The 25,315-nt window shown below is 34.2% G+C and carries 28 protein-coding genes; 13 read left to right on the plus strand and 15 right to left on the minus strand.

Going from position 1 to position 25,315, the window contains the following annotated elements; all coding sequences use genetic code 11:
* Positions 1-84 precede the first annotated feature (84 nt).
* The 4 genes from PQ963_10215 to PQ963_10230 are packed head-to-tail and all read right to left on the minus strand — an operon-like array spanning position 85 to position 2,903.
* Positions 85-627, minus strand: a complete 543-nt coding sequence (locus PQ963_10215) for a 2-oxoacid:acceptor oxidoreductase family protein (protein ID MEN4030032.1) — start codon at positions 625-627, stop codon at positions 85-87.
* A gap of 11 nt (positions 628-638) precedes the next feature.
* Positions 639-1,493, minus strand: a complete 855-nt coding sequence (locus tag PQ963_10220; GenBank protein MEN4030033.1) for a 2-oxoacid:ferredoxin oxidoreductase subunit beta — start codon at positions 1,491-1,493, stop codon at positions 639-641.
* Positions 1,494-1,497: 4 nt separating this feature from the next.
* The gene (locus tag PQ963_10225; protein MEN4030034.1) at positions 1,498-2,709 is read right to left on the minus strand and encodes a 2-oxoacid:acceptor oxidoreductase subunit alpha; all 1,212 of its coding nucleotides are present in this window, start codon (positions 2,707-2,709) and stop codon (positions 1,498-1,500) included.
* Entirely contained in the window at positions 2,706-2,903 is a 198-nt protein-coding gene (locus PQ963_10230) for a ferredoxin family protein (GenBank protein ID MEN4030035.1), read from the minus strand. The genes PQ963_10225 and PQ963_10230 overlap by 4 nt, the downstream gene beginning before the upstream one ends.
* Positions 2,904-3,069: 166 nt before the next feature.
* Between PQ963_10230 and purE the strand changes: the two genes are divergently transcribed.
* Complete coding sequence (gene purE, locus PQ963_10235) at positions 3,070-4,122, plus strand: 5-(carboxyamino)imidazole ribonucleotide mutase (protein ID MEN4030036.1); 1,053 nt, start codon at positions 3,070-3,072, stop codon at positions 4,120-4,122.
* 238 nt (positions 4,123-4,360) lie between these two features.
* A complete protein-coding gene (locus PQ963_10240; GenBank protein MEN4030037.1) occupies positions 4,361-5,458 on the plus strand; it encodes a DegT/DnrJ/EryC1/StrS family aminotransferase in 1,098 nt (365 codons plus the stop codon).
* Between the two features lie 23 nt (positions 5,459-5,481).
* On the opposite strand, the gene PQ963_10245 is transcribed toward PQ963_10240, so the two are convergent.
* The gene (locus tag PQ963_10245) at positions 5,482-5,787 is read right to left on the minus strand and encodes an MTH1187 family thiamine-binding protein (GenBank protein ID MEN4030038.1); all 306 of its coding nucleotides are present in this window, start codon (positions 5,785-5,787) and stop codon (positions 5,482-5,484) included.
* A 194-nt stretch (positions 5,788-5,981) separates the two neighbouring features.
* Here PQ963_10245 and PQ963_10250 point away from each other — a divergent pair, with 194 nt between their 5' ends.
* A complete protein-coding gene (locus PQ963_10250; protein ID MEN4030039.1) occupies positions 5,982-6,836 on the plus strand; it encodes a TIGR00269 family protein in 855 nt (284 codons plus the stop codon).
* Position 6,837: 1 nt separating this feature from the next.
* On the opposite strand, the gene PQ963_10255 is transcribed toward PQ963_10250, so the two are convergent.
* The 5 genes from PQ963_10255 to PQ963_10275 all read right to left on the minus strand — a co-directional run bounded on the left by PQ963_10255 (position 6,838) and on the right by PQ963_10275 (position 12,267).
* A complete protein-coding gene (locus PQ963_10255) occupies positions 6,838-8,139 on the minus strand; it encodes a phosphomannomutase (GenBank protein MEN4030040.1) in 1,302 nt (433 codons plus the stop codon).
* A gap of 53 nt (positions 8,140-8,192) precedes the next feature.
* Complete coding sequence (locus PQ963_10260) at positions 8,193-9,332, minus strand: NDP-sugar synthase (GenBank protein ID MEN4030041.1); 1,140 nt, start codon at positions 9,330-9,332, stop codon at positions 8,193-8,195.
* A 387-nt stretch (positions 9,333-9,719) separates the two neighbouring features.
* Positions 9,720-11,036, minus strand: a complete 1,317-nt coding sequence (locus PQ963_10265) for a tetratricopeptide repeat protein (GenBank protein MEN4030042.1) — start codon at positions 11,034-11,036, stop codon at positions 9,720-9,722.
* 584 nt (positions 11,037-11,620) lie between these two features.
* Positions 11,621-11,998 carry a DUF6516 family protein gene (locus PQ963_10270; GenBank protein MEN4030043.1) on the minus strand — a complete coding sequence of 126 codons (378 nt, stop codon included), beginning with the start codon at positions 11,996-11,998 and terminating at the stop codon, positions 11,621-11,623.
* Positions 11,995-12,267, minus strand: a complete 273-nt coding sequence (locus PQ963_10275; GenBank protein MEN4030044.1) for a hypothetical protein — start codon at positions 12,265-12,267, stop codon at positions 11,995-11,997. The genes PQ963_10270 and PQ963_10275 overlap by 4 nt, the downstream gene beginning before the upstream one ends.
* A gap of 224 nt (positions 12,268-12,491) precedes the next feature.
* Here PQ963_10275 and PQ963_10280 point away from each other — a divergent pair, with 224 nt between their 5' ends.
* The 7 genes from PQ963_10280 to PQ963_10310 all read left to right on the plus strand — a co-directional run bounded on the left by PQ963_10280 (position 12,492) and on the right by PQ963_10310 (position 18,434).
* Positions 12,492-12,773: a DUF86 domain-containing protein gene (locus tag PQ963_10280; GenBank protein MEN4030045.1), complete on the plus strand. Its 282-nt coding sequence runs from the start codon at positions 12,492-12,494 to the stop codon at positions 12,771-12,773.
* Between the two features lie 180 nt (positions 12,774-12,953).
* Positions 12,954-13,904, plus strand: coding sequence for a glycosyltransferase family 2 protein (locus tag PQ963_10285; protein MEN4030046.1), 951 nt, complete (start codon positions 12,954-12,956; stop codon positions 13,902-13,904).
* 192 nt (positions 13,905-14,096) lie between these two features.
* Entirely contained in the window at positions 14,097-14,996 is a 900-nt protein-coding gene (locus PQ963_10290) for a DUF166 family protein (protein ID MEN4030047.1), read from the plus strand.
* 5 nt (positions 14,997-15,001) lie between these two features.
* Positions 15,002-15,757: a precorrin-4 C(11)-methyltransferase gene (gene cobM, locus PQ963_10295; GenBank protein ID MEN4030048.1), complete on the plus strand. Its 756-nt coding sequence runs from the start codon at positions 15,002-15,004 to the stop codon at positions 15,755-15,757.
* A 21-nt stretch (positions 15,758-15,778) separates the two neighbouring features.
* On the plus strand, positions 15,779-17,059 hold the full coding sequence (locus PQ963_10300) for a hypothetical protein (GenBank protein MEN4030049.1): 1,281 nt from the start codon (positions 15,779-15,781) through the stop codon (positions 17,057-17,059).
* A 273-nt stretch (positions 17,060-17,332) separates the two neighbouring features.
* Positions 17,333-18,031: a S24/S26 family peptidase gene (locus PQ963_10305; GenBank protein ID MEN4030050.1), complete on the plus strand. Its 699-nt coding sequence runs from the start codon at positions 17,333-17,335 to the stop codon at positions 18,029-18,031.
* A 37-nt stretch (positions 18,032-18,068) separates the two neighbouring features.
* The gene (locus PQ963_10310; GenBank protein MEN4030051.1) at positions 18,069-18,434 is read left to right on the plus strand and encodes a hypothetical protein; all 366 of its coding nucleotides are present in this window, start codon (positions 18,069-18,071) and stop codon (positions 18,432-18,434) included.
* Positions 18,435-18,562: 128 nt separating this feature from the next.
* Here PQ963_10310 and PQ963_10315 read toward each other — a convergent pair whose 3' ends face one another.
* On the minus strand, positions 18,563-19,411 hold the full coding sequence (locus PQ963_10315) for a type II CAAX endopeptidase family protein (GenBank protein ID MEN4030052.1): 849 nt from the start codon (positions 19,409-19,411) through the stop codon (positions 18,563-18,565).
* Between the two features lie 155 nt (positions 19,412-19,566).
* On the opposite strand from PQ963_10315, the gene PQ963_10320 reads away from it, so the two are divergent.
* Positions 19,567-20,715, plus strand: a complete 1,149-nt coding sequence (locus PQ963_10320) for a tRNA (guanine(10)-N(2))-dimethyltransferase (protein MEN4030053.1) — start codon at positions 19,567-19,569, stop codon at positions 20,713-20,715.
* 129 nt (positions 20,716-20,844) lie between these two features.
* On the opposite strand, the gene PQ963_10325 is transcribed toward PQ963_10320, so the two are convergent.
* Positions 20,845-21,540 carry a hypothetical protein gene (locus tag PQ963_10325; protein ID MEN4030054.1) on the minus strand — a complete coding sequence of 232 codons (696 nt, stop codon included), beginning with the start codon at positions 21,538-21,540 and terminating at the stop codon, positions 20,845-20,847.
* 500 nt (positions 21,541-22,040) lie between these two features.
* Here PQ963_10325 and PQ963_10330 point away from each other — a divergent pair, with 500 nt between their 5' ends.
* Both PQ963_10330 and PQ963_10335 read left to right on the plus strand, forming a co-directional pair.
* Positions 22,041-22,754: a DUF4013 domain-containing protein gene (locus tag PQ963_10330; GenBank protein MEN4030055.1), complete on the plus strand. Its 714-nt coding sequence runs from the start codon at positions 22,041-22,043 to the stop codon at positions 22,752-22,754.
* Positions 22,755-22,901: 147 nt separating this feature from the next.
* Complete coding sequence (locus PQ963_10335; protein MEN4030056.1) at positions 22,902-23,393, plus strand: Lrp/AsnC family transcriptional regulator; 492 nt, start codon at positions 22,902-22,904, stop codon at positions 23,391-23,393.
* Between the two features lie 13 nt (positions 23,394-23,406).
* On the opposite strand, the gene PQ963_10340 is transcribed toward PQ963_10335, so the two are convergent.
* From PQ963_10340 to PQ963_10350, 3 genes are read right to left on the minus strand one after another with little or no spacing between them, the layout of a single operon-like run.
* On the minus strand, positions 23,407-23,748 hold the full coding sequence (locus PQ963_10340) for a hypothetical protein (GenBank protein MEN4030057.1): 342 nt from the start codon (positions 23,746-23,748) through the stop codon (positions 23,407-23,409).
* 3 nt (positions 23,749-23,751) lie between these two features.
* Complete coding sequence (locus PQ963_10345) at positions 23,752-24,339, minus strand: DUF2953 domain-containing protein (protein ID MEN4030058.1); 588 nt, start codon at positions 24,337-24,339, stop codon at positions 23,752-23,754.
* A 49-nt stretch (positions 24,340-24,388) separates the two neighbouring features.
* On the minus strand, positions 24,389-24,820 hold the full coding sequence (locus tag PQ963_10350) for a spore germination protein GerW family protein (GenBank protein MEN4030059.1): 432 nt from the start codon (positions 24,818-24,820) through the stop codon (positions 24,389-24,391).
* Positions 24,821-25,315: the final 495 nt, after the last annotated feature.

Below are 25,315 nucleotides of genomic sequence, written 5' to 3' on the forward strand. Positions count from 1 at the left end.
AAAACAGATAAAAAATGGAAAAGGATATCTAAGTACTGAGGTGGATACTATTAAATAGATAATCACCAGTCACCAGACAAGATATCATCCTTTTATTTTTTGCCCTAATTCAAATCCTTTTTCAAGAGCTTTTAAGTTTAATTCCTTAAATTTCGGCGGCACAGCATCAGACACTGCATTTTTTAAAGATTCTTTTGATATTATATTTGTAATGCTAACCAGTGCCCCAAGCATTGCAACATTGGCAACTATTTTATTTCCAATATCATAGGCAGTTTGAGTGGAAGGAACTGTGTATATATCTATATCCTCTCTGTCAGGGAAATTAATCATCATATCCGGGTCATAAATAAGGATTTTTCCAGAATCCAGGTCCTTTATATATGTGTCCAGAGACTCCTGGGACATCGCTATCAGTATGTCTAAATTTCTAACTTTTGGATAATCCTTGGGATTATCAGAGATTACCACCTCTGCACGGGATATTCCTCCCCTGGCTTCTGGACCTATTGATTGGGTTTGAAAGGCATAATTGTTTTCATACAGTGCAGCAGCTCTCCCCAATATTATACCTGATAAAAGTATGCCCTGCCCTCCAAATCCTGCAAATCTTATTTCTTTTCTCATAATATCACATTTTAATATTCTTTAGATGTTTTTGATATCGATGGATACTCAATTAAACATTCATTTTCTATTATTTTATATAGTTCATCAGTAAATTCAGGCTGTTCTATATTTACAAACTCCCCGATTATAAGTTTCCCATATAATTCCTCTTCTTTTAGTCTTTTTGCTTTATTTATTGATACTGTGCTTGATTTAATTAATTTCATAAGATCTGTGTTGGATTTTATGTTATTCATTCTTCCATAGTAGGTATAGCACTGAGACATCACTTCAATAAATGCCAGTCCTTTGGTTTCCATTCCTTTTTTAATGGATTTTGACAGTTGAAATGGATGGGAAGTAGTCCATCTTGCAACATAGGAAGCTCCAGAAGCTTCAGCTACCTTACATAAGTCAAAAGGCCTTTCAGGATTTCCATAGGGTGTGGTAGTGGCTTTTTTTCCAGTCGGCGTTGTTGGGGAGACCTGTCCTCCAGTCATACCATATATGTAGTTATTTACACATACGATTGTAATATCGATGTTCCTTCTGCATGCATGTATGAAATGGTTTCCTCCAATTGCTGCACAATCTCCATCACCTGTAAATGTAACAACATCTAGATCAGGATTGTATGATTTAACTCCTGTTGCAAATGCGATTGGTCTTCCATGAGTTGTGTGCAATGAATCACAGTTATAATATCCTGGAATTCTTGAAGAACAGCCTATTCCTGATGTCATTACTGTATTATCCATATCCACATTTAAATCATCGAATGCCTTGCTTGCACAGTTTATAATTGTTCCAATTCCGCATCCAGAACAGAATATGTGGGGTAATCTGTCTTCTCTTAAATATTTTAAAGCAAAATGTTGTTCCATAATTTTATCTCCCTGTTGTTGTAGCAATAATTTCTTCTAATCTTTGAACCAATGAATTTTTACGTCGTTTTTCGTTCCCTGATGCTATAGCAATAATTTCTTCAGGGAAATGTATTTCTCCCCCTGTCTTTGGAAGTAATGTTACTTCACAGAATCCTTTTGAAGCCCTCTCCACTTCTCTTGCAATTTGACCAAAATTCATCTCAGGCACTATAATTTTTTCTGTTTTTCTGGCAATTTCTAATATTTTATTATCTGGAAATGGCCAGACAACTTCCAATTTGAAAAAGCCTGCACTAACTCCATTTTCACGGAGCTCATTTACAGCAGTCTCTGCAGACCTTGATGGCGCCCCGTAGGATACTACCACAACATCCCCACAATCATCCAGATATTTCTCTTCAAAGGAATATATCTCATGGGCATAGTTTAATATCTTTTTATTCAATCTTTCCACTAATTTATGATGTTCATCAGGCTTCGATGCTGCATCAGGATATCCTTTTTCACTGTGAGTCAATCCAGTTATGTGTGACTTATGTCTTTTACCAAATGTGGGCATTTTAGGAATTAAATCTTCTTCTGGATAGAATGGAAATTTATTAAGCCCTTCTTTTCTTTCGATTATCTCAATCTCTTCAGGTATGATTAGTTTTTCCCGCATATGCCCCACTATTTCATCACTCATTACAAATGCTGGAACCCTGTATTTTTCAGAAAGATTAAATGCCTTTACTGTAAATTCAAAACACTCCTGAACTGAGGAAGGTGCCAGGGCAACTATTTGATAATCTCCATGAGAACCCCACTTTGCCTGCATCATATCACTTTGAGATGCCATTGTAGGTTGTCCTGTTGAAGGAGATCCTCTCTGTACATTGACTATAACAAATGGAGTTTCTGTCATTGCCCCATAGCCTATGTGCTCCTGCATCAAACTAAACCCCGGTCCACTTGTAGCAGTCATTGCCTTTGCACCAGCCCATGATGCCCCAATAACCGCTGCTAATGCTCCTATTTCATCTTCCATCTGAATAAATGCTTTTCCAATTTGAGGCAGACGCTTTGCTATTCTTTCTGCAACCTCAGATGATGGAGTTATAGGGTAACCTCCAAAAAAATCGCACCCTACTGCTATGGCGCCCTCAGAACATGCTTCATTACCCTGTATAAAATAGCTACCAGGTTTAAGTTTTCCATTGTTATCTATCGTCATTTTTTCACCACAATTGATTGGTCAGGACACATTATTTCACAAATACCACAATAATTACATTCTTCAATATCTTCCACTATTGAGGGGTAAATCCCCTTTTTGTTTAAATCCTTAGAAACCTTGAATATATTTTTTGGACAGGACTCTATGCAAATATAACACCCTTTGCATAGTTCTTCATGTATGGATATCATATCATCACCAGAAACTGATTTTTTTTTATAATGTGATTGTATCACATATTATGTGTATATACTACACATAAATAAATGTTGTCGTTATGTATTATAATGGTATGTGATTAATTAAAAATAAAAGTTATAGTAAAAGTAAATAAAATAAAAAAAAGTTGGTGATCATTTGTCAGATGTTGTAATTATAATGGGAAGCTCCTCAGATATGAATATAGCAAAAAGAGCAGTTGATATATTTGAAAATTTTGGTATAACTTATGATATAACAATAGCATCCGCACACAGGACTTCTGAGCGAGTAAGAGATATAACTGTTGAAAGCACAAGAAATGGGACAAAGGCATTTATAGCAATTGCAGGACTGGCCGCACATTTACCTGGAATTGTTAAGGCCAATACAACCAGACCAGTGATAGGCGTCCCTGTGGAATCTAAATTAAATGGTTTAGATGCACTGTTTGCCTGTGTCCAAACACCCAAAGGTGTCCCTGTAGCGACGGTTGGGATTGATAGAGGTGAAAACGCAGCGATACTGGCCGCTGAAATAATAGGTATTTATAATAAAGATGTTAGAAAAAAGGTCCTTGATTATAAATCAGCCATGGTTAAAAAAATAGATGAGGATCAAGAATACATAAGAAAAGAAATTGGCGGGAAATATTTAATAGCCAGGAGTTATGGAAAGCCCCTTGCAGACGTGGAAGAGAAATTTAAAATATATGGAAATGAAAAAACCATCGGTGAAAATGAAAATGATGTTCTTATAGTGGCTGGAAGCTATTCAGACATAAAAATAGTTGAATCTGTCGTTGAAACCCTGAAATCTTTTGACATAAAGTATAAAATCGAAATAGCATCCCCCAACAGATATCCTCAAAAATTGCATAAAGCAGTGGTTAATGGAACTATTTCCGGAACAAAGGTGTTCATATGTGTATCTGGATTATCTGGTTTTGTATCAGGAGCAGTAGCTGCACATACCGACAGGCCAGTTATATCTGTGCCCCACAGTGTAAAATTGGGAGGTCTGGATTCTCTTCTTACCATGATACAGATGCCGCCAGGTGTTCCAACAGCAACAGTTGGAATTGATAATGGAAAAAACGCCGCTATTTTAGCAATTGAAATAATTGCAGTAGATAATAAAAAATTAAAGGAAAAATTAACCTCATTTAGAAAAAATCTAAGCGAAATGGTAGATTTTATAAATATAAGGTAAATTATTTCATGTCCAAAAATAGTACAGTTATTTTTAAAATATAACATATATCAAGAATCCATCGAAAACAAAGTTTTCGGGGTCGCAGAACGTAGTTCTGCAGGCTCCTTCCTAAGGAATGAGTGGTTCATCCCATTTAACTATTTAAGTTTTTAATAATATGTTGATATATATCATATAATGAATAATAAAAGATAAAAATGCCTTCAATTTAAACTTAGTGTGTAGGTGATAACTGATGATACCAATTGCCAAGCCATTTATCGGTGATGAGGAAATAAATGAAGTAGAATCTGTTTTAAGGTCTGGATTTATAGCACAGGGGCCAAAAGTAGCTGAATTTGAAGAAAAGTTTGCAGATTACATTGGAACTCGCCATGCTGTTGCCACAAGTTCAGGAACTACTGCACTGCATGTTGCCCTTCTTTGTGCAGGGATAGATAAAGATGATGAAGTGATAACAACTCCCTTTTCCTTTGCTGCTACTTCAAACAGTGTTCTTTATGCTGGTGCAAAGCCTGTTTTTGTAGATATTGAGCCTGAAACATATAATATAAACCCTGAATTAATTGAGGAAGCTATAACCGATAAAACAAAGGCCATACTGCCAGTTCATCTTTATGGCCAGCCTGCAGATATGGACTCTATAAATAAAATAGCCAAAAATCATGACTTAAAAGTGATTGAAGATGCTGCACAGGCTCACGGTGCTGTATATAAAGGTATAAATGTGGGTTTATTGGGAGATATGGCATGTTTTAGCTTTTATCCAACAAAAAACATCACTACAGGTGAAGGGGGCATGATCACAACTGATAATAATGGATTTGATCATGATGCACGTGCTTTAAGGGCACATGGTGAAAGTGAAAGATACCAGCATGTTATTCTGGGTTATAATTTCAGAATGACTGATATAGCAGCTGCAATAGGAGTTGTTCAGCTTAAAAGACTTGATGGATTCAATGAAAAGAGAATTGAAAACGCTGAATATCTTACAGAGCATATCAGGTATATTGATGGAATTGAACCTCCATTTGTACAGGATGGTGTTAAACACATTTTCCATCAATACACTATAAGAGTGGGTAATGGAAAAAGAGATGAATTAAGGGACTTTTTAAATAATGAAGGAATAGGAACGGGAATACACTATCCAAAGCCTATTTACAGGCAAAAACTTTATGAAAATTTAGGTTTTACAGCTAACTGTCTGGAAGCAGAAAAAGCTGCAGAAGAAGTCCTTTCAATTCCAGTAAACCCTGCGTTAAGTGCTCGAGACCTTGGAAAAATAGTATCTGTTCTTGAAGATGCTTCAGATAGATTTTTAAGCTGATTTTTCAAAGATAAACATTTGATTTATAAGGAAAGTTTTTCCTCAACTGATTTCACTTTTTCGTCCATTGTTTTTTCAACATCACGCCTATCATCTATTTTCAGGTGAGTTGCAACTCTCATTGCCCCTTCTTTAAATACGGCTTCATGGACAGCTTTAATAGCATCAAAAAGTTTATCAGAGTCATCTGTTTCTATGGAAGTTCCCATTCCAGTTATTTTATATTTCATCCCCATTTGATCTAATATTGACACAGCAGCAGCCACATATTTGCTTATACTTGTATCCTGAGTTCCAATGGGAATTACGGTGAGTTCTGCAGTTATCATGATCACTATTATGTATTAACTAATATAAAATATTAATTCATCTTTTTAAAAAAACCTGTAAAAATCAGTTTTTTACCTTTTATCTCTTATAAATAGTTTAAATAGCTAAAATTTAAATCAAAAAGCTATTTAATTTAATTTTTCTAAACACAAATTATTTTAAGATCAGTAAATAATTCATAATTCCTGATCACATGATTACAAAGGACGACTTCAACAAAAAAATAGAAAATAGAGTAACAAAAACAATTGAAGAATATAAACTGCTTGAAGAAGGTGATAAGATAGCGGTAGCTCTATCTGGTGGAAAAGATAGTATTCTAACCCTCCATATCCTGAATAAACTCAAAAATAAGTTTAATATTGATTTAGTAGCTATAACTATTGATGAAGGTATTTCCGGATACAGAAATGAAGGGGTAAAAATAGCAAGGCAGAATGCAGAAGAAACAGACATTAAATTAATTGAAAAGTCTTTTCTTGATGAATTCAATTTTAGCCTTGACCAGATCTTCAATAATTACAAAAGTGCATGCATACCATGCGGCGTTTTTAGAAGATACCTGCTGAATAGAACTGCATACGAAGCTGGTGCAAGTAAAATTGCAACTGGTCACAATATGGATGATGAAATACAGTCATTTATTATGAGTTTTGGAAGGGCAGATTTTAGAAGGTTTGCAAAGTTTGGACCTAAACTGGATGCAATTCATCCAAAGCTCATTCCGCGAATAAAACCGCTCTGGAAAGTATCTGAAAAAGATGTTGGAACATGGGCAGTGTTAAATAACATTAACGTGCATTTTGCAGAGTGTCCGTACTCCTATATGTCTGCAAGATCTAAAATTAAGGAATTTTTAAATAAAATGGAGTCAATGCGGAAAGGAACCAAAACAAATATACTTAAATCCTTTGATAAATCATTTCAATTTAAAAAAATGGCTGCAAATTTGTATGAATGTGAAGTTTGTGGCGAACCATCATCCTTGAATATCTGCAAAGCGTGTGAAATGCTTGATAAGATAAACCAACTTCTTTTAAAGGATTAATTTAAACATTTTCAATCAACTTTTTGACATCTGTAGTTAATTCCTGCAACTTTGCATGGTCCTTAGATTCCACATAAACTCTAATTAAAGGTTCGAATCGTGACGGCCTTATCAGTATGAACGAATCCTCTAAATCAACCCTTATACCATCAACAGTGCTTATTTTACCTTTTGATTGGAAGCTGTTTTCAATAGTATCAATAACCTTCATTTTTTCCTCATGTTCACACCCTATGGTAAAAACTGTTCGCGGATACTCTGATATTTCCAGGGCCAGCTTAGAAAGGGTAGTATTATGCCTGGCCAGGATTTCCAACATTTTAACCACTGAAAATATTCCATCAAAGCACTGATGAAACTGGGGAAAACTATACATTCCAGGTTCGTCACCGCCAAAAATGGCATTTTCCTCTACAACACCCTTCAACACATTATTAACAGAAGTTTTCAATAATCTACCATTATATTTTGATACTATATCGTCAAGAGAAAGAGAAGCAACAACTGAAGATACTACAGTGCCATTTGGTGATTCTTCCAGTGCATTTTTGGCAAATATGCCAAGTACAGTCTGATCTCGAACTATATTCCCCTTCTCGTCAATGAAAATAACCCGATCCTGATCATTATCCAGGACTATGCCCATATTAGTCCCTAAAGTAACAGTAAGGTCAGATACAATGGATAGACGCTCAGGATTTGGTTCTGGAAAAGCAGATTCTATATTAATATCTTTAGATTCTACAACTACAGTATGGCATGCTAATTTATCCAGTATTTCTGGAGTAATGGGCATGGATGGTCCCTTTTCACAGTCAGCCACTATCATGAAGCATTTTTTCCTTATCATTTCGGTATCTGTGTTTTGAAGAACTGCGCCTATATAATTATCGATGTAGTCATGAACATATTTGAGTTTACCTATCTGATTCCAGGGAGCCTTTTCACCATGTCTTTGTTCTAAAGGAATTTTATGATCACTGAATATCTTAATATTCACATCTTCAGGACGAAGATGTGACGCAGTGATTGCTATCATCACCGTAGCATTATATAAATCCATATTGTAGTGTATAACTGGTATTGGGGCCACTCCAAAATCAATTACATTAACTCCTGCGGCCATCAATCCTGTGGTTAATGATCTTTTAATCATCTGGGAGGAGACACTGAAATCCCTACCAACTACAACACTTTTTTCCTTTCCAACATAATTACCAATGACTGTTCCTAAATGTGAGGCAAATCCATTGGTGATCTCCAAATTAACGATTCCCCTTATGTCATGGACATATTTAGACAATGATAGACCTCCCTTATTCCTCTGGAGTTAGAATTTTTAGCGCTTAAAAAAAATTATTCGGCGGTTAGTGAATAATCAGTATCTATGATTGAATCACGTGAAATCTTTGTTTTACGAGTTATGGATCTTGAGGATTTTACCACACTTTTAAAACCAATGCGCACCATGTTTCCGAGGATGGCTCCACTTTCAATTATACTGCCCCTATCAATTACACAGTGAGTATCAACAATGCAATCTTTCAGATGAGAATTGGCATGTATAATACTGTTTGAAAATAGCACTGAACCTTTAATGTTTGTATTTTTTTCTATATGCACATTTTTTCCAATAACTGTGTTTTTACCTATTTTACAGCCCTTTTCAATTACACAGTTGTCTCCTATAGTCACAGGTCCATTTATCCTCACTTTTTCATCAATATGGACATTTTCACCTATCCATATGTCTCCTAATCTGTCCACACTTTCTTCGATTTTTTCTCCAGGAGGTTGCGGGGCTATTTCCTGGTTTAAAACATCATAGTTGGCTTGAAGAAATGTTTCTGGCCTTCCAACATCGTTCCAGTATCCATTGAATTTGTATCCATAGATACCTGCTTCTTCCTCAATTAAAATAGGGAATATATCATGGGAAAAATCAACCTCTCTTTTTCCAGTGTCTATATAATCAAGTATCTCTGGTTCAAAAATGTAAGTACCAGTATTTGCAACATTACTGAATACTTCACCAGGGGACGGCTTCTCCAGAAAATTAATGATTTTGTTGTTATCATCCATAACTGCAATTCCAAAATGAGTTGGATCATCTACAGGTGTTAATACCATGGTGGCTATGGCCTTTTTTTCCCGGTGAAACTTTAATAATTTGTTTAAATCTACATTAACCAGTACATCACCACTTAAAACAAAAAAAGTGTCATCCACATGCCTTCCAGCTTTTTTTACACCGCCTGCAGTACCCATAGGATGTTTTTCTACAGAATATGTTATGTTAAGTCCTCTGTATTTTTTCTGGACATCTCTTTTAATCTGACTCTGTAAGTAATTTAAAGTTAAAATAATATCTTTATATCCTGCGTTTTTTACTTTTTCAATCACATAGTCCATAAGGGGACGGTTAGCTACTGGAACCATTGGTTTAGGGCGAATCAGTGTTAATGGACGTATTCTTGTTCCCTTTCCACCAGCCATTATTATAGCCTTTATCATGTGTAATAATATTATTATTAGACCAGATAAAGCTTTTGGTTAAAATCACCTGCAAAGACTTGAATTCAATGGCTTTCCATTTTCATAAAATATTATTAAATTACTTCTATTTTATTACTCTGATTTATATTTAAAAATAATTGTATTGTCGGGCTGCTGAGTTTAGGGGCATTCGCGGTTGCCATGGTGTCGTTCTTCTTCCAGTACTGAAATTCACGGCTTTGCAAGCTGCGTTTAAAGCCTAAATGTCCGCAGATCTCATACATTACTGTGAACTACCCCTTGCTTTGCAGGGAACCTGTAGAACTACGTTCTGCGGCCCCGAAAACTTTGTTTTCAATGGATTTTCTGACTTTTAGATAAAATGAGTTAAAATGGAAAGTGGAATACTACAAAAGGCATTACCAGAAACAGCACAGAATTAGATATGCCATGAGCTAAAGTTATTCCAAATATACTCCCTGTTTTCTGGAACATGTAACCATAGAACATAGACACTATAAATACAAATACAAGATCTAAAAATGAATGCCAGCCTATGTGAAGAGCTGTAAATAATAATGAAGCATATAACAATCCAAATGCTCCTCCAAACATGTTCTCAGCATTTCTTTGAATTATTCCTCTAAAGAGTAATTCTTCTGCAAGTCCTGTGGATATGGTAATTATTATAATTCCAGTAACAAGCGGTACCAGGCTAAATGTTGAAATAAGGGGTTGCGGTTTAAGAATTAAAAATTCAATAAATCCTAATAATAACCCACTTAACCCAATGATTAGCTGTACTGGAATATTACCTAAAATCAAACCGACCTTTTTCCTGTTAAGTCTCTGTTCCCGTATTAGAACATATGATGCAGCAAATAATGGTATTGATATTACGAGGAACCAGTAAAGGGGAGGTATCTGCATGATAGGTAATGATAACCCTACAATCCGTATCATTGGAAGAACCATCATTGATCTTAAAAGATTGGAAATATTGTAGGATTCAATTAATGATGAGTGGAATAATAAAGCAAATAATATGACAGTTTCTGCTACAAGCCCCAATTCCATGTTGAAAAAGGTTATTGTTAACTCAGCTGCAATAAGTGCAGAGAGATATCCTGTTAAAATAATTAAATCTTTTTTAGAGGACTTGTATTTGTATCTTCTCTTTTCAATTTTACTCATGGCACCATATATTTCAGCTTCCCTTGAATGGTCTTTAACTTTGGCAAACAGTTCCAGTGACCTTTCATAATCTACCAAAGCATCTTCAAGTGCATCCTGCATTTCATAGGTATTTGCTATCAGGTTAGATACTATTCCCGCCCTTACGTAATCTTTGGCCTTTTGAAACATTTTAATAGCTTTTTCGTAGTAATCCCTGGCTTCTTCATACTTTTTATATTTTTCAGCTATTATACCAATGCCTGCTAAGGAATAGCCTGCACCAGCATAGTCATGGATTTGATTGAACAGATTCAGTGATTTTTCATAGTTTGAATGAGCATTATCAATATCACCTAATTCTACCTGAATATCTCCAATTTCAAGAAGTATATCTGCTTCTTTTTGCAGATTATCCGTTTTTTGAAATAGTTCCAGCGCCCGGGTGTAATATGAAAGAGCTTCTTCAAGTTTTCCCTCAATGTAATACCTGGATCCCATGTCAAATGCTAACTTAGCTTCTTTATCCATTATCGCACCTTATTTAACTTAAAAAAATGGTATTTGAAATAATCTTTATTAAGAAACATCTTTTGATTAAATCCTAATTTAAGTCTTTTTATCTATTTAATAGTTTCTAATTAAATTTATGTATTATCTGGGATTGCAAAAAAAATTGTAGAAACCATTAATCAGTTATAAACGCAGTTTTAAACAAATTACTGAATCAGGTAAAAATCATGTTTGCAACTAACCTGTTTATTTAGCATGTCTTTTACAGAATAAATAGATAAAGATAAAAAGATATAATTAAAAAGACAGGTCACACTCAAAGATCATGTATCTGCTCTAAAATCCAGCTCCAAATGATAAATGTGATTAACATGAAGATCACTGAAGACTCCCCATAATAAAAAAAGCCTTTAGAGAAAAAATTATTAGAACGAAGATGAAAGAAATCGAAAAAGCGTTGGATTGGTAGAAAGGCATCTGCCTCCTGTTTTTGGGGAATTTGTAAATATGGGGCTTGTAAAAGATGGAATCTATAAGAACTTGCAGCAGTTTATAATGGATGCATCACATCGTAGTTGTATGCAATTCTCATTTTGCAGCAATTAAATTTTTAACGCCAACGTTTCAATCTCTTTTAGAACCTCAATGAACTCTTTCTCCTTTGATTCTTCGATCTCTCCAGGAAGATGTTTATGATGAGGAAAGGTCGAAATATTAGGGTGATTATGGTGAGGTGCATTATCATATCTGAAAATTATTCTGCCATTTTTATCCATCAAATTGAACCTGTATTTTGGTCTTTCTTTCCCAATGCATACATATTCCATGAATTCAAGTACATATCCATTTATGAAAAGCAGTTTGCCTCGTATCATGCCCTCGTCGCTGCTGAATTCTTTGTAATCGATTTTTTTCTCTGCAATGATCTTCGTTTCCACTATTTTCTGTTCAACTTCCTTAAAGTAATCAGAGATAATCAATAGGATAGCACCGCCTTTATTTTGCCTATCTTTTCTTCTATCTTTTTAATACCTCTTAACAGACCCCACCATTCGAAGTAGTTTTGATCATCTCCAAGTTCGCCCTGTTCAAATTTCTCCATAAATTCCTCCGAGGACATCCCATATTTCTTCTCAAAACCTTTAATTTCTTCCTTTAATAAATTTACCTTTGATTTCGATAATATAAGTTCTCTCTGGAGCGATTCTTTAACGATTGAAACCTCTTCTTTTGCCAAAGACACTTTCATTCTAATCACCTTTTATTTTCTTCATGCTATTATCAGTACATGGTAAGTATAGTAGAACTGCAGAGCATATGATATTTATGAGAAATAAAAACACCCTGCACAATAAAATATGGAACACAGATATATTAAACCCACCGAAAAAAATTCCTCAAAATTCGAAGCCACCAAAAACATAGTTTTTGGGCGTCAAAACTTTCAGTTTTGACATTTTTTTGAGGGAGTTTTTGGGCAGAGAAACGAATGTTTCTCATGCATCAAAAAGCTTTTTAAGCCATATTTACAAATCATTTTACGAACTACTGAGAATGGAATTTGCAATCCAAAATGTTTTCGATATATGCGCCATAATAAATGCTGACCTTGAACTTGGAATCCCTGCAGATGATAAAGAGATATTAGATAATCTGGTTGAAAACAAAGTTTTAAGCAACGAAATGAAAGAAAAGCTAAAGCTAATGAAAGGCTTTAGAAATATACTTGTGTCTTTAAAAAAGCACACCCCTTAAACTGAAAGCTGTATTTTACTACAGGAGATGGGCAAAAAATGATAATTCCACATGATTAATAATTATTATTTAAAAAGCCGGTTTTTAAAGGGATATCATAAATTATTTATACCAGATAAAAAAAAATAAGTAATATCAGATTTTTTGAAAATCATATTAATTTAAAATATGGAGAGAGACATGACTGAAATAACTGTTATATTACCAGCATATAATGAAGAAGTTTCAATAGGCAGTATGATAATCGGTGCTAAAAAGCATGCAGATAATGTAATTGTCATTGATGACGGTAGCGCAGATAATACTGCAGAAATAGCCCGACTTGCAGGTGCTGAAGTGATAAAACACTCTTCCAATCAGGGAAAGGGCGCTGCACTTAAAACCGGTTTTAAAGCTGTTGGAGATACAGATATAATAGTAACCATGGACTCTGATGGGCAGCACAATCCTGGAGATATAAAGAAACTGGTTTCACCCATAGAAAACGGTGAAGCTGATCTTGTAAACGGCAGCAGGTACTTAAACGGAAAAAAGAGTGATACTCCATCCTATAGAAGAATTGGTCAGACAGTGCTGGATAAGGCCACCAATATTGGAAGTGGATTAGATATCACCGACAGTCAAAGCGGATTTAGAGCGTTTGCAGCCCATACCATACCCGCATTCACATTTTATTCTTCTAATTTTGGTATTGAAAGCGAAATGCTGATGGATGCGGCAAATGCAGGGCTGCGCATAAAAGAGGTTGAAATTGGAGTACGCTACGATGTTGATAGTTCCACTAAAGGTCCTGTAAGCCATGGATTAGAAGTTTTAATGAAAATAATAAATGAAATTGAATTTAAAAGGCCTTTATATTACTTCACGTTACCTGGAATTATAATAATCGTCACTGGACTGGTTTTAGGACTCAACTTCTTTGGAGAGTATCTGGCAAGGACAACCACAAGCATTGCACCCACAATTCTTGCAATTCTCCTAACCTGCTGCGGCGGATTTCTGGCGCTTACTGGAATAATTTTAGATTCAATATCCCGTATGTTTTTCAGATTAACCCAAAAATATCCTGATGGTTTAAAAGAGACAGGCTTCAGTGTGCATTTAAATAGAAGCAGAAAATCAGGAAAATAATTTATTTTAAGTATATCTGTGTTCAATATATCAGCATACATGGTGCTGTTTTTTTTTTCATTAAAATCTTAAAACCCATCTTTAATCACCCGAAATCTATATTTAGAGGTTTTAAGATAATAAGTTAAAAAATACTGGTAAATAAGTAATTATATTAAATTTCTGGTTACAAAGGATTATAAAATGCTACGCATGTACATATTAACTTCAGGAAAATATGGTTCAAGAATCATAAATAACATTGCCCGGATGGGCCTGGCATCAGGAATTGTTGGAATTCATGAAGTTCCAGATAACTTACCGGAATTTATAGACAATGTGGAAGAATTCGTCCCTGAAAACCTTAAAGAAGCTGATTTAATTCTTTCACTTGGATTATACGGTGATATAAATATGATAATACCCATTGTAGCCCGTAAAACAGGTGCAAAATCAATTATTGTCCCTGTTCATGACCCTAAACAAATTCCTCCTGGTCTTCAAAAGGAAATAGAGGCTGAATCAGGAGATGCAAAAATTGTTTTTCCAAGACCTTTCTGTACACTGGAACCAGTGGGCGATAAATATATAGATGAGTTTGCAGAAACATTTGGAAAACCTGAACTGGAAATAGAAGCAAATAATCTAATAAGGCGTGTTAAAGTTAAAAGGGGTGCGCCCTGCGGTTCAACATGGTTTGTAGCAGATATGCTGATAAATATTGCCTCTGAAGACGCAGAGTTTGAAGCTGGAAGACTTTATCATAATTATCCCTGCCTTGCATCCATGAGTGTTGACCCTCTAATTGGCGATACATTAATGCACATTGCAGGCTATAAAATAAAGGAAGCTTTAAAAAAAGAGCTGGGTATAGCTGCAAGGTCTGCTGTTGTGGATGAAGATATCTGCAGGGGTGGTGATGACTGTAATTATATATGCCAAGATGTATGCCCAACTTTAAAAACAGGTGATTTTTCGGCGGAAACCATTATAATTAAAGAAAATGGCCGGGTGGAAATAGACCCAAGGTACTGCGGGTACTGCGGGATCTGCGTCCAGAAATGTCCCTTTAAAGCCATTAAAATCGAGGGAAACATCAAAATAAAAAAGTGAATAAAATGAAAGGAAAAGTAGTTTTTATTGGTGCAGGGCCTGGAGACCCTGAACTTTTAACAATAAAGGGTAAAAATACACTTCAAAGATCAGATATCATTATTTATGCAGGGTCGCTTGTAAATAAAGAAGTTTTAGGTTATGCGCCCAGGGATGCTCAAATATACAACAGTGCCACCATGAACCTCCCGGAAATAATTGAAGTAATGGAAGAAGGAACAGAGAATGGAAAGACAGTTGCACGAGTTCATACAGGGGATCCTTCAATATACGGCGCCATAGGTGAACAGATTGAAGCTTTAAGGGAGAAAAAGATATCTTTTGAAATAATTCCAGGTGTAAGCTCTCTTTTTGCAACTGCTGCAGCTCTTGAATCAGAGTTAACCCTCCCTGAGATTTCACAAACTGTAATAATAACAAGGCCTGAAGGAAGAACACCTAAACCATCAAAAGAATCAGTAAAAAATCTGGCAAAGCATGAAGCTACAATGTGCATCTTTTTAGGCATCCAGATGATTGAAAAAGTTGTTGAAGACCTTCTAAGTCATTACTCACCAGACACTCCTGTTGCAGTGGTAAAAAAAGCTTCCTGGAAAGACCAGAAGATAATCAGGGGGACTTTAGAAGATATTGCAATTAAAGTGAAAGATGCTGGAATTAAAAAAACTGCCATGATTGTGGTAGGTAAAGTGCTTGATCCTGGTGATATTACCCCTTCTAAACTTTATGATGCTGAATTTACCCATGAATACAGAAAATGACCTGAATAATAACTGATTAAAATGGATATAAAAAAATGGTGGGCAAAACAGACCAGTACTGATAAAGCAGTTTATGGACTTACTGCTGCCTGTATTTTTGGCCTTTTATTTGTTCTGATTACAGGATTACTGGTCCCAGATATTACTTTTTTATCATTAGAGAGAAATAGCTTCCAGATTGATGAAAAACCTGCAACCGTAATTATAAAAGGTCAAAGCGAGCCTGATTCTAAAATTTTTATAAGTTCGTCTGAATTAAACATGGACAGAATTCAGGTTGCTGTAAACAGTAACGGTAGTTTTGAGTACAATCTGAATGTTCCAGTTGAAGTGGTGGAGGCAAAAGTTTCTGTTACCTCTAAAGCCCCTAAAAAATATGAAACAGTTCAAAATATTGAAATACAACGTCCTTTAACTTTTCTTTCAATAAAACCTCTTGATAAGCTTAAATATGGTAATACACAGGTTGAAATTGAAGGGCAAAGCGATGCAGATGCAAACATAACCATAGTTTCCAACATGACCCTTAGAAATAATCTTAACCTTGGAAGTTATATTGAAACAGCTCTTGATGACCCTGTAATAGGCAATATAACAATAAAAGCTGATTCAAATGGAAATTTCAAGCAGGAATTTCAGGTGCCTTCAAATTCTACATTTGCATTTTTTAATATTACAGCCAAATCTCCAGGTAAAAGGGGATCAGTACAGTATCAAAATATCACCAGGGATTTTGAAGTATTTCCTCCAGTATACACCATTTTTGATACTGGTGAAGATTTAAATAACAGCAAAATGGAGAATTACTCTGGAAAATATTTTTCATTGAGTTACCCTAATCTCTGGCAGAAAAGATCCTATAAGGATGCAGGTAAAGATGCCAGGCTTTATCTGGTTTATGGAAACAGTGTTGAAGCTATTGTCTGGTATGGGAAAATTGGCAAAGAATTTGGAAGCTCTCAAAAATCTTCGATTTCGAATGCGCAAAACGTTAGTTTTGCAAGTTCCATTGAAGATTATAAAGAAACTCAGGATAAATATTTACGTTCATGGTGGGGGGCTACCGAACTTTTCAAGCAGACAATTAGTTACAGGGATGTGAAGGGAATTAGGGTAATATATAAATGCCAGCAAAACCCTGTATTTTCCAACGACATTCCTGCCCCATTTTATATTGACAGAACAACACTTACAAAGAATGATGTGGATGTTTTTGAACTGCAGTTGATGGTTGAGGGAAATTACTATGAAAAAAATGATTATTTAATTGAAAAGACAGTTCAAAGCTTTAATCTAATGTGAAAAGAATTCATTTCCAGTTCAAAAATGAAGCTCATAGATCCCTTCACTATGTGGACAAAAACATGTTTTTACAATTTTTTGATAAATCACTAAACCTGATAGATAAAAACAAAAATAATTAATAATGAAGACTTTATATACATTAAATTACATAAAAAAGAGGATAAAATATTATAATTAACTGGATAGTATGAATAAGAATGAAAAAAACCTTTTTATGATTTTTGATATGAAATTATTGATATAAAATTTAATTTAAATTGGATGGTACAGATGAGTATAAAAACAGTAATAATATTGATTGGTGCAGTAATTATAATAGCTGCTGCAGTTTCACTGGCATTTTTTATGCCTCAAAGTCATGTGGAAGTAACACCCCTAAACCAAACCTTACAAAGCGAAACAGAGCCAAATGTGGTTAATATAACTGTAAAGACTGATGGAAAGAGTACAGGCATTAATGCAACACCTGTTTCCGGATCTGGAAAAATTCCAGATGCAATGATAAAAGAAATGATACATAAAGCAGATGTAGATGTTTTAAGTGATAAAAGTACAGTTACAAGCTTAAAAGCTAATATAAATGCCATTGCTCAAAAATATAATTACACTGCCCATGTTACTTTGATTTCGCAGTTTGGAACTGATAAACTGCCATTTCCAGCTACTGTAAGTGGAACTTCCATGCTTCCAACATTAAAAGACGGTCAAAATGTAATAGGGCTAAAGACAACATCATTCAAAGTAGGAGATATAGTTATAGCCCGCCATCCAGAATATGGGCTCATAATCAAACGCGTAGCATCCATCAGTGACGGGAAGGTTCTTTTAAAAAGTGATAATCGAAATGTGGAAATAATAAACAACGAAAAGATCCTTCCAGGCGGGGTTGTAGAAATTGAAACTACTGAAAAAACTCCGCTTGATACCTGGCAGCCGAAAAAGAATATAATAGCTGTGGTAAAATCTTAGGGCCTCTATTAATCTTTTTAACTAAAAAGGTGGTATAATGGTTTTAAAAGGTTTAGATATGAAAATAGAGAGTATTGTTTTTGATAAACATACAGGAGATATAGTAATTAGATTCATGCCTCTTAGAATCCCCTTAAAAGATTTAAACATGCTTTCAGATGATACATCTCAAATTTTAGAGCTTAAAAGTGAAGAAATACTTGAAAAATACCTTTCAAGATTTGCTGCTTATTATATTAAGCACATGGCACATGACCCTAAAGCTATACGTGACCGTGCCAGAGAGTTAGGACTAAGTCCCAAAGAATTTGAAAATCTGGTCTGCAGGAGAGTTAAAGAAATGGGTAACATATCCTCTCTTGACATTGAAGATGAGCCTCCAGCACGTGTTGATGGGAAGTGAACTATTTAGAAACGGTTTAAACATCTTTTAAATCTAAAATAAGCACATTTTAACCCAATTTATTACCTTGTTGTTTTATGTACGTCTTAGTCTCATTTAAAATCTCTTCCCCATGAATTTCATAAAATCTATAGGGCTATATCCATTAATTTATCTTTTTTACCCCAAAATATTATTATTAATGTAATTAAAACTGCTAAAACTGTTCCCAGTATATTACTGGCCGGGTCAAGAGGTGCTGAAAATACTGAGGGTAAATCACCAAGTCCTGCATCAGGAATGTTAACTATAAGTGAAACATAAATATTATTAGCTATATGTATTCCTGCTGCAGTTTCTATACTGTTTTCGCCCAGAGTTATTATTCCAAGCATTAATCCAACAATGAATGTATTAAAAAGTATAAGCAAACTAAATATAAAATTATCACTGTTAAACCAGTGCAAGCTTGCAAATATGATTGAAGTAGCTAAAAGAGGAATAACCGGTTTTTTACTTAAAATTCCAAATCCCTGCATTAAATACCCTCTAAAAAATAGCTCCTCAAAGAATGACTGTACTGGAAATATGATCAAGCTTAAAATAAGGAGAATTATAAATGATTCGAGTTTGAAAGTGAATTTATATATTCCAGGATCTATAAAAAGAGTGATAATTGTGAATATGGCTAAAATAGAAACCCACAAAGCTGCTCCTTTAAAAATTCTTCTCCAGTTAATCTTTGATCTGATTGTAATTACAGATATCAGGCTCCTTTTATGAATAAAACGCATTGCAATATAGAAAAACAAAAAGCTGAATGTGTAATATATTCCCACTAATACAAGAAGTGTAAATGGGTGATCAAGAATGTTTCCCATCCCTTGAAGTCCATCAAGGCCAGACTGTAAAGTTACAATAAGCATGTAAATCATTAAAATTACTGCAGAAATTATTCCAGGAAGTAAAAATGTCAATAAAATTGTTATAAGGTACATCCACCCTTTATTTTTACCTGCCTCTGCACTGTATAGAAACGGAATATTCGAAATATTTACACCTTCCTAAGCTAAATAGAATCTGTTCTTAAATATTTAATAGTATATATCATTACTTAAATACAATGATTAAATTCAATTTTTAAGGTCAGATTATGGACATTAAAATTATTCACGAAGGACTTGTAAAAATTAAAACACCTGAATTTGATAGAATATCATCAAAAGCACCCGTATTTTACAATCCAGTAATGGAGCTAAACAGAGACTTATCAATACTTGCAATAAAGACGTATCAAGAAGAATTAAGGCGTGAAATCAGTATCTGCGATTCATTTGGAGGAAGCGGTATCAGAGGTGTAAGATATGCAAAAGAGATTGATACTGTTAAAAACGTTGTTATCAGCGATATAAATCCAATCGCTGTCCAGTTTGCAGAAAAAAATATAAAATTAAACAGATTAAGTAATGTTGAGGTTTTTAAAGAGGATGCAAACATTCTACTAAGGAAATGCAGGGGGAAATTTGATGTTGTAGACATTGATCCTTTTGGTACTCCTTCTCCATTCATTGAATCTGCAGGAATAAGCTTAAAAGCAGGTGGAATGTTATGTGCAACTGCTACAGATACTTCAGCTTTATGCGGAACATACAAAGAACCATGCATTCGAAAATATGGCGCTATGCCTCTTAAAACTGAATATTGTCATGAATTAGGTATCAGAATTCTTACAGGTTTCATTGCAAGGACATTATCCAAGTTTAGAAAATGTATTGAAGTAAAATTCGCACACAGCAGCGAACATTACATGAGAATCTATGCAGTGGTGCGTAAAGGAGCTAAAATAACTGACGAGTCCTTAAAAAATATTGGATACATTTTACACTGCCATAACTGTCTTAACCGAATGATGATCAGGGGCATTACTCCACAAATTGGTAGGGACTGCCCTGTATGTGGAGGAAGATTCAAAACTGCAGGCCCATTGTGGTGCGGCGCTATTTTAGAAGAAGATTTCATAAAAGGAATGAGGAATAATCTAAAAAATACTAAAATAAATCAGGAAAATAAAGCACTTAAACTCATCAATTTTGCGTATGAAGAATCTAATGCTCCTGTTACTTATTACGACCTCCATGAAATCTGTAGAAATTTAAAAATAAGTGCACCGAAGCTTATGGATGTCATTGATTCTCTAAAAGAAAAAGGCTATTTTGCATCAAGAACTCATTTTAAACCAACCGGAATTAAGACCAGTGCACCAGTAGATGAGATTAAAAAGATATTTTTAAGCCTGACTTGATACTCTTATACTTAATTTTGACCCCTGTGTTTTGCTTATTTATGGGTTTAAAAGTCCCATGAATCTGAATTTTGAATTACTGGACGGCCTCTGGCCATAAAAAAATAATATAAAAAATAATTAAACTATTTATTCGTAATCCAGCATCCCATGAGTGTAATAATATTGAAGCTCTGAAGCATGCTGTAATTCGAAATTTCGGTAGGGGAGGCTGAAGTAAGGGAAAATCATTCCTTTTATTAAATAATAATATGCTGGAATTATTCCATACTCTCTCTTTGCCACATCAAAATACAACGGAAACCCGCAGCCCTGCATTATCACCGGATTTCCACTTCTTGCTGTTCCATGCCATACCATAGGAATTGGGCCTTTTTGACCGTGCTGCTTAGCTAATTTGTTAACATAGGCCATTGCTTCATCATAGCTGTTGAATATTTTCCCATCAAGTTTATATTTATATCTGCCATCAGGAACCCCAAAAATAGCCACCTTAATTGAATCCATCCACTGAATTTTATTATATGAATCAGAAGTACCCTGAGTATCGATAAATGCCATTTGAATTATGAAAGTGTCTCCATCCCTATAACTTCGATAATTTGAACTTCCTGCAAAGTGCACAACCAGAGCACACTTAGAATTTCTCTCTTCTGCATATTTTGCCAGGACCTGGGAATGAGGATGCCCCGGATACATATCTGGATTTGCAACTTTAACAAATGCAAGCCTTCCTAAAGGTTCTATATCTCCATTTAAACCCGTGATGTAAATATAACCTCCAAGTAACAGGAGGATAACTACAATAACTATTCCCCATCTCATTTATTCACCTGTAAATTATAACTCCTAATTTTGCTATAATTTCATAAAACTTAAGTTAAATTTCAATCTTTTCTATTTATTTCTATTTATTTCAATGTATCCTATTAAATATCATAGTAATTAAACTTTGTCCCCCCTTTATCACAGTTTATTTTAAACCCTTATTGGCACTTAGTAAGTTGTAACAGTTTAATGGTATTTAGAAAGTATGATTAACAAGCACTATGCATTTGCAGACAATCAAAAAACCCGTAAACATAACCATACATATAACTCAGGATATGCTGCCTTTTATAAGATATAAAACTTGTTGAAAACCATTATTCTCAAAAATAATAAATCTCATAAAACCCGCTACTAAAAAAATACGCTGTTCCATCATTTTATTACTTTTCACTCTTTATGACATTTCCTTCTTCTTTAGTAAAATATTTATATTAAATAATGTCCATAAACAATATTGATATTATGTCAAAAATAAAAAAAGAGGTGGTTTGACCATGGATATTGGAGAAATAGTTGGGGATGCTGTTAGGTATCCCTCACAGGACTGGAAAAAGGTACTTATATTTGGTGTCATGTTCCTTTTGAGCTTTTTAATTATTCCTGCATTTATTGCAATGGGATATTTTCTTAGGACACTGAAAGCATCAATTGCCGGTTCAGATGAGCTTCCAGAATTTGAAGAATGGGGCGAAATGATTGTAGACGGGATCAAGGTATTTATAGTTCAGTTAGTATATTTCATTGTTCCAGCGATTATAATTTTTGCAGGAATGTGGACATCAATAGCAGCAATGCAGGGCTTAGCTGCAGACCCATCTGCTTTAGCTTTCGGAGTATTAGGTGTAACTGCCATAATCGGAATTATATTAGCCATTATACTGGGTTTAATAGCCACAATCGCGTTAGCTAATATGGCTTACTATAACAGCGAACTTGGTGCTGCATTTAGATTCGGTGAAATACTTGAAAAAATAAATCAAATTGGATGGACAGATTACATAATCTGGTATATAGTTATGATCATTATAGGAGTGGTTATAGGAGTCATAGCAAGTATTTTAGGCATTATTCCAATACTCGGCTGGTTAATCCTTGTATTAGTAGTGTATCCTTACACATACTTGCTCTATGCAAGGGCTTTAGCATTGTTATTCATATCAGACGGCACATCAACTGTTATTCCACAAGAATCAGCCCCCTCAGAATAAATAGAAAACTCTTTTTTATTTTTTATTTTGAATCTTTCTAAATTTGTATTAATTTTATCTAAATTGTTTAAAATATATAATCTATTTATATTATAAAGGTTAGATCTATAAACATTGTTCAATTTTTGTAGATATTGCCGTGATAAAATGAGTGAAGAAGAATCAATTAAAATAGATGAAACTGATAAAAAAATCCTTAATTTATTAAGTAAAGACGGGAGAATGTCATATCGAAAAATATCAAGAGAACTGGATGTATCTGTGGGTACAGTTCACAATAGGGTGGATAAATTTGCAAAATCAGGCATTATAAAAAAATTCATACCCCAGATAGACCATTCCAAACTCGGTTACAAATTAACCACCATAATAGGTGTAAAAGTAAAAGGAGGAGTTTTAAGAAACTGGGAGAACAAAACTGCCTATCATAAAAATGTTCTTGGAATTTACGATGTTACAGGAGAATTCGATGCTATATTACTTGCTAAATTTAAAGATACTACTGAGCTCGATTCATTTATCAAAGGACTACTTAAAGAACCAGACGTGCAGAGAACCTACACTCAAACCGTTTTAAACATTGTAAAGGAAGAATTAAGCTCTTTAGATATATTAAAAGAAGAGGATATAATTAATTAAACCTGTGATTTTTTCATAAACTGTTTTTACCCTTTCTCGGGATAATTTTTCTGATCAATTCTTTCGAAATTGTTTCATCCTCATTTAAAGAGATAACATATTCTCCCTGTGGTTCTTCAATTAATAAAGCAATGGGAAATATTTCTGCTGCTATGAATTCTCTTCTTTCATTTTTAATTACTGAAGTCTGTACTACGGGATAAATTGTCCTTTTAGCAAATTTAATCGGTTTTCCAATATTTATATCTATTTCTGGTTCTATAATACTATTTATTACATCTATTATTTTATCCTCTGATTTTTCTAAATTAAATGCTTTTTTAAACATTTTTCCCGGATTTTTAATCAGATCCATTTTTCATCCTCTAACTTTTCTAAGCTCACCAGCAAGTGATCTAACTGGTTTTTTCGTTAAAGCTTTTAATGATTCAATTATGATCCAAAAAAGCATTATTTTAATTTCTATTAAAAAAGAGCCGTCTAAACGTTCTTTATAAAAATCAGGTTTCACATTCAGGTACACGTTAGGGAAGACATTTATAATTGAAGATATTCCCCATAAATAACCACCTACAACTGCTGTGTCTGCTGCGCTATGCATCCCAATGGTAGAATCAACTGAAATTTTATTAACAGAAACTGATTTTAAAAACGCCCTGAATATATTAAGAAGGTAGGGTAAAGATTCTATAGAAAGTGAAATTATATGTGGAATACGCTTATAATCTATTTTCTGCTCTTTTTCTTCTCTGGGTTTTTCTTTCATTTTATCTGAAGGAATCTTTTGATGAATTAACCTTATTTTTAGCCAGCTTAGTTTAAAATATCCCTCATTTACAGAACCTTTTCTGTAAAGCTGTAATGAAATTTGAAAAGGAACCACCATAATCCCCATTATAATTAAAACAATAATAAGGATAATGATGGATACTTCAATGTATGCCAATTAAGATCCACTCTTTGACCCATTACATTCATGACCTGGTTTCTTTAAATTATTCAGATTCTTCTTCTTCTTTCTTTTTGCCAGTCATTTTCATTCCTTTTTTCATCATTTCACCAGGTCCACCTTCTTTTTCTATCATCTGCTTTGCTGCGTGGCCTATATCTGTTGCTATCTTGGAAAGTGGACCCATTCCTGCTACAGATAATATTTGAACTCCTTCCGGACCTTCTATGTCTTTAAATACTACTACTACAGATTGGGGCTCTATTCCTGCACCGCCGCCTGCACCGCCGCCTGATTCTTTCATATCCCCTCCTGCTCCAGCTCCAAACATCAGACCAACTTTAGTTATGGGAATTATTACCTTGTCTCCTATTTCCATTGTTTCTCCTATTACGTTATCAGTGGCCAAAACTTTTAAAAGCTCATCAACTGTTGTTTTAACCATATCTGTCACATTTCCTATCATTTCTTCAGCCATGCTAATCCTACCTCCAAATGGTTTTCAATAACATACTCTTTCTTATGTAATAGAAAATATATATAATTTGTTAATATTATTATTTTTTAACCATTTATTTTTCATTTAAATAAATAAAAAGTTTTAAAACATATTTTTTGGATAATTGTGGGTATTATTGAATTTAATCTCATTAAAATTGTTTATATGATTCAAATTGCAGATAAAAGCAAAAAAAGAATTTCAGTTTCCTGATTAAATGTGTATTAAGAATCATTAAACCAAAAAATAGTAATCTAACAATCTATAAATATTAATACTATTGAAATCAGGAGATTTTTATGAAATCAAATGGCAAAAAAATAGTAAAAATCATCAAATTAGGGCGTCTACATTTTGTATTTGGAGGATTCTTATTTTTTTGCCTTGGAGCATTATTTGCCACATTAATGGGGGCTAAGTTCAGCCTGGACCAGTTTATATTCGGTTATGCTATTTTGTTTGCTGCCCATATTT

It is taken from the genome of Methanobacterium sp. (assembly GCA_039666455.1).
GTDB lineage: Archaea > Methanobacteriota > Methanobacteria > Methanobacteriales > Methanobacteriaceae > Methanobacterium_D.

Bases quoted from the DNA above. Each gene is read 5' to 3' on its own strand.
- PQ963_10215 (MEN4030032.1), bottom strand. From the start codon at position 627: ATGAGAAAAGAAATAAGATTTGCAGGATTTGGAGGGCAGGGCATACTT.
- PQ963_10220 (MEN4030033.1), bottom strand. From the start codon at position 1,493: ATGGAACAACATTTTGCTTTAAAATATTTAAGAGAAGACAGATTACCC.
- PQ963_10225 (MEN4030034.1), bottom strand. From the start codon at position 2,709: ATGACGATAGATAACAATGGAAAACTTAAACCTGGTAGCTATTTTATA.
- PQ963_10230 (MEN4030035.1), bottom strand. From the start codon at position 2,903: ATGATATCCATACATGAAGAACTATGCAAAGGGTGTTATATTTGCATA.
- PQ963_10240 (MEN4030037.1), top strand. From the start codon at position 4,361: ATGATACCAATTGCCAAGCCATTTATCGGTGATGAGGAAATAAATGAA.
- PQ963_10245 (MEN4030038.1), bottom strand. From the start codon at position 5,787: ATGATAACTGCAGAACTCACCGTAATTCCCATTGGAACTCAGGATACA.
- PQ963_10250 (MEN4030039.1), top strand. From the start codon at position 5,982: ATGATTACAAAGGACGACTTCAACAAAAAAATAGAAAATAGAGTAACA.
- PQ963_10260 (MEN4030041.1), bottom strand. From the start codon at position 9,332: ATGGCTGGTGGAAAGGGAACAAGAATACGTCCATTAACACTGATTCGC.
- PQ963_10265 (MEN4030042.1), bottom strand. From the start codon at position 11,036: ATGGATAAAGAAGCTAAGTTAGCATTTGACATGGGATCCAGGTATTAC.
- PQ963_10275 (MEN4030044.1), bottom strand. From the start codon at position 12,267: ATGAAAGTGTCTTTGGCAAAAGAAGAGGTTTCAATCGTTAAAGAATCG.
- PQ963_10285 (MEN4030046.1), top strand. From the start codon at position 12,954: ATGACTGAAATAACTGTTATATTACCAGCATATAATGAAGAAGTTTCA.
- PQ963_10290 (MEN4030047.1), top strand. From the start codon at position 14,097: ATGTACATATTAACTTCAGGAAAATATGGTTCAAGAATCATAAATAAC.
- cobM (MEN4030048.1), top strand. From the start codon at position 15,002: ATGAAAGGAAAAGTAGTTTTTATTGGTGCAGGGCCTGGAGACCCTGAA.
- PQ963_10300 (MEN4030049.1), top strand. From the start codon at position 15,779: ATGGATATAAAAAAATGGTGGGCAAAACAGACCAGTACTGATAAAGCA.
- PQ963_10305 (MEN4030050.1), top strand. From the start codon at position 17,333: ATGAGTATAAAAACAGTAATAATATTGATTGGTGCAGTAATTATAATA.
- PQ963_10310 (MEN4030051.1), top strand. From the start codon at position 18,069: ATGGTTTTAAAAGGTTTAGATATGAAAATAGAGAGTATTGTTTTTGAT.
- PQ963_10315 (MEN4030052.1), bottom strand. From the start codon at position 19,411: ATGTACCTTATAACAATTTTATTGACATTTTTACTTCCTGGAATAATT.
- PQ963_10320 (MEN4030053.1), top strand. From the start codon at position 19,567: ATGGACATTAAAATTATTCACGAAGGACTTGTAAAAATTAAAACACCT.
- PQ963_10325 (MEN4030054.1), bottom strand. From the start codon at position 21,540: ATGAGATGGGGAATAGTTATTGTAGTTATCCTCCTGTTACTTGGAGGT.
- PQ963_10330 (MEN4030055.1), top strand. From the start codon at position 22,041: ATGGATATTGGAGAAATAGTTGGGGATGCTGTTAGGTATCCCTCACAG.
- PQ963_10335 (MEN4030056.1), top strand. From the start codon at position 22,902: ATGAGTGAAGAAGAATCAATTAAAATAGATGAAACTGATAAAAAAATC.
- PQ963_10340 (MEN4030057.1), bottom strand. From the start codon at position 23,748: ATGGATCTGATTAAAAATCCGGGAAAAATGTTTAAAAAAGCATTTAAT.
- PQ963_10350 (MEN4030059.1), bottom strand. From the start codon at position 24,820: ATGGCTGAAGAAATGATAGGAAATGTGACAGATATGGTTAAAACAACA.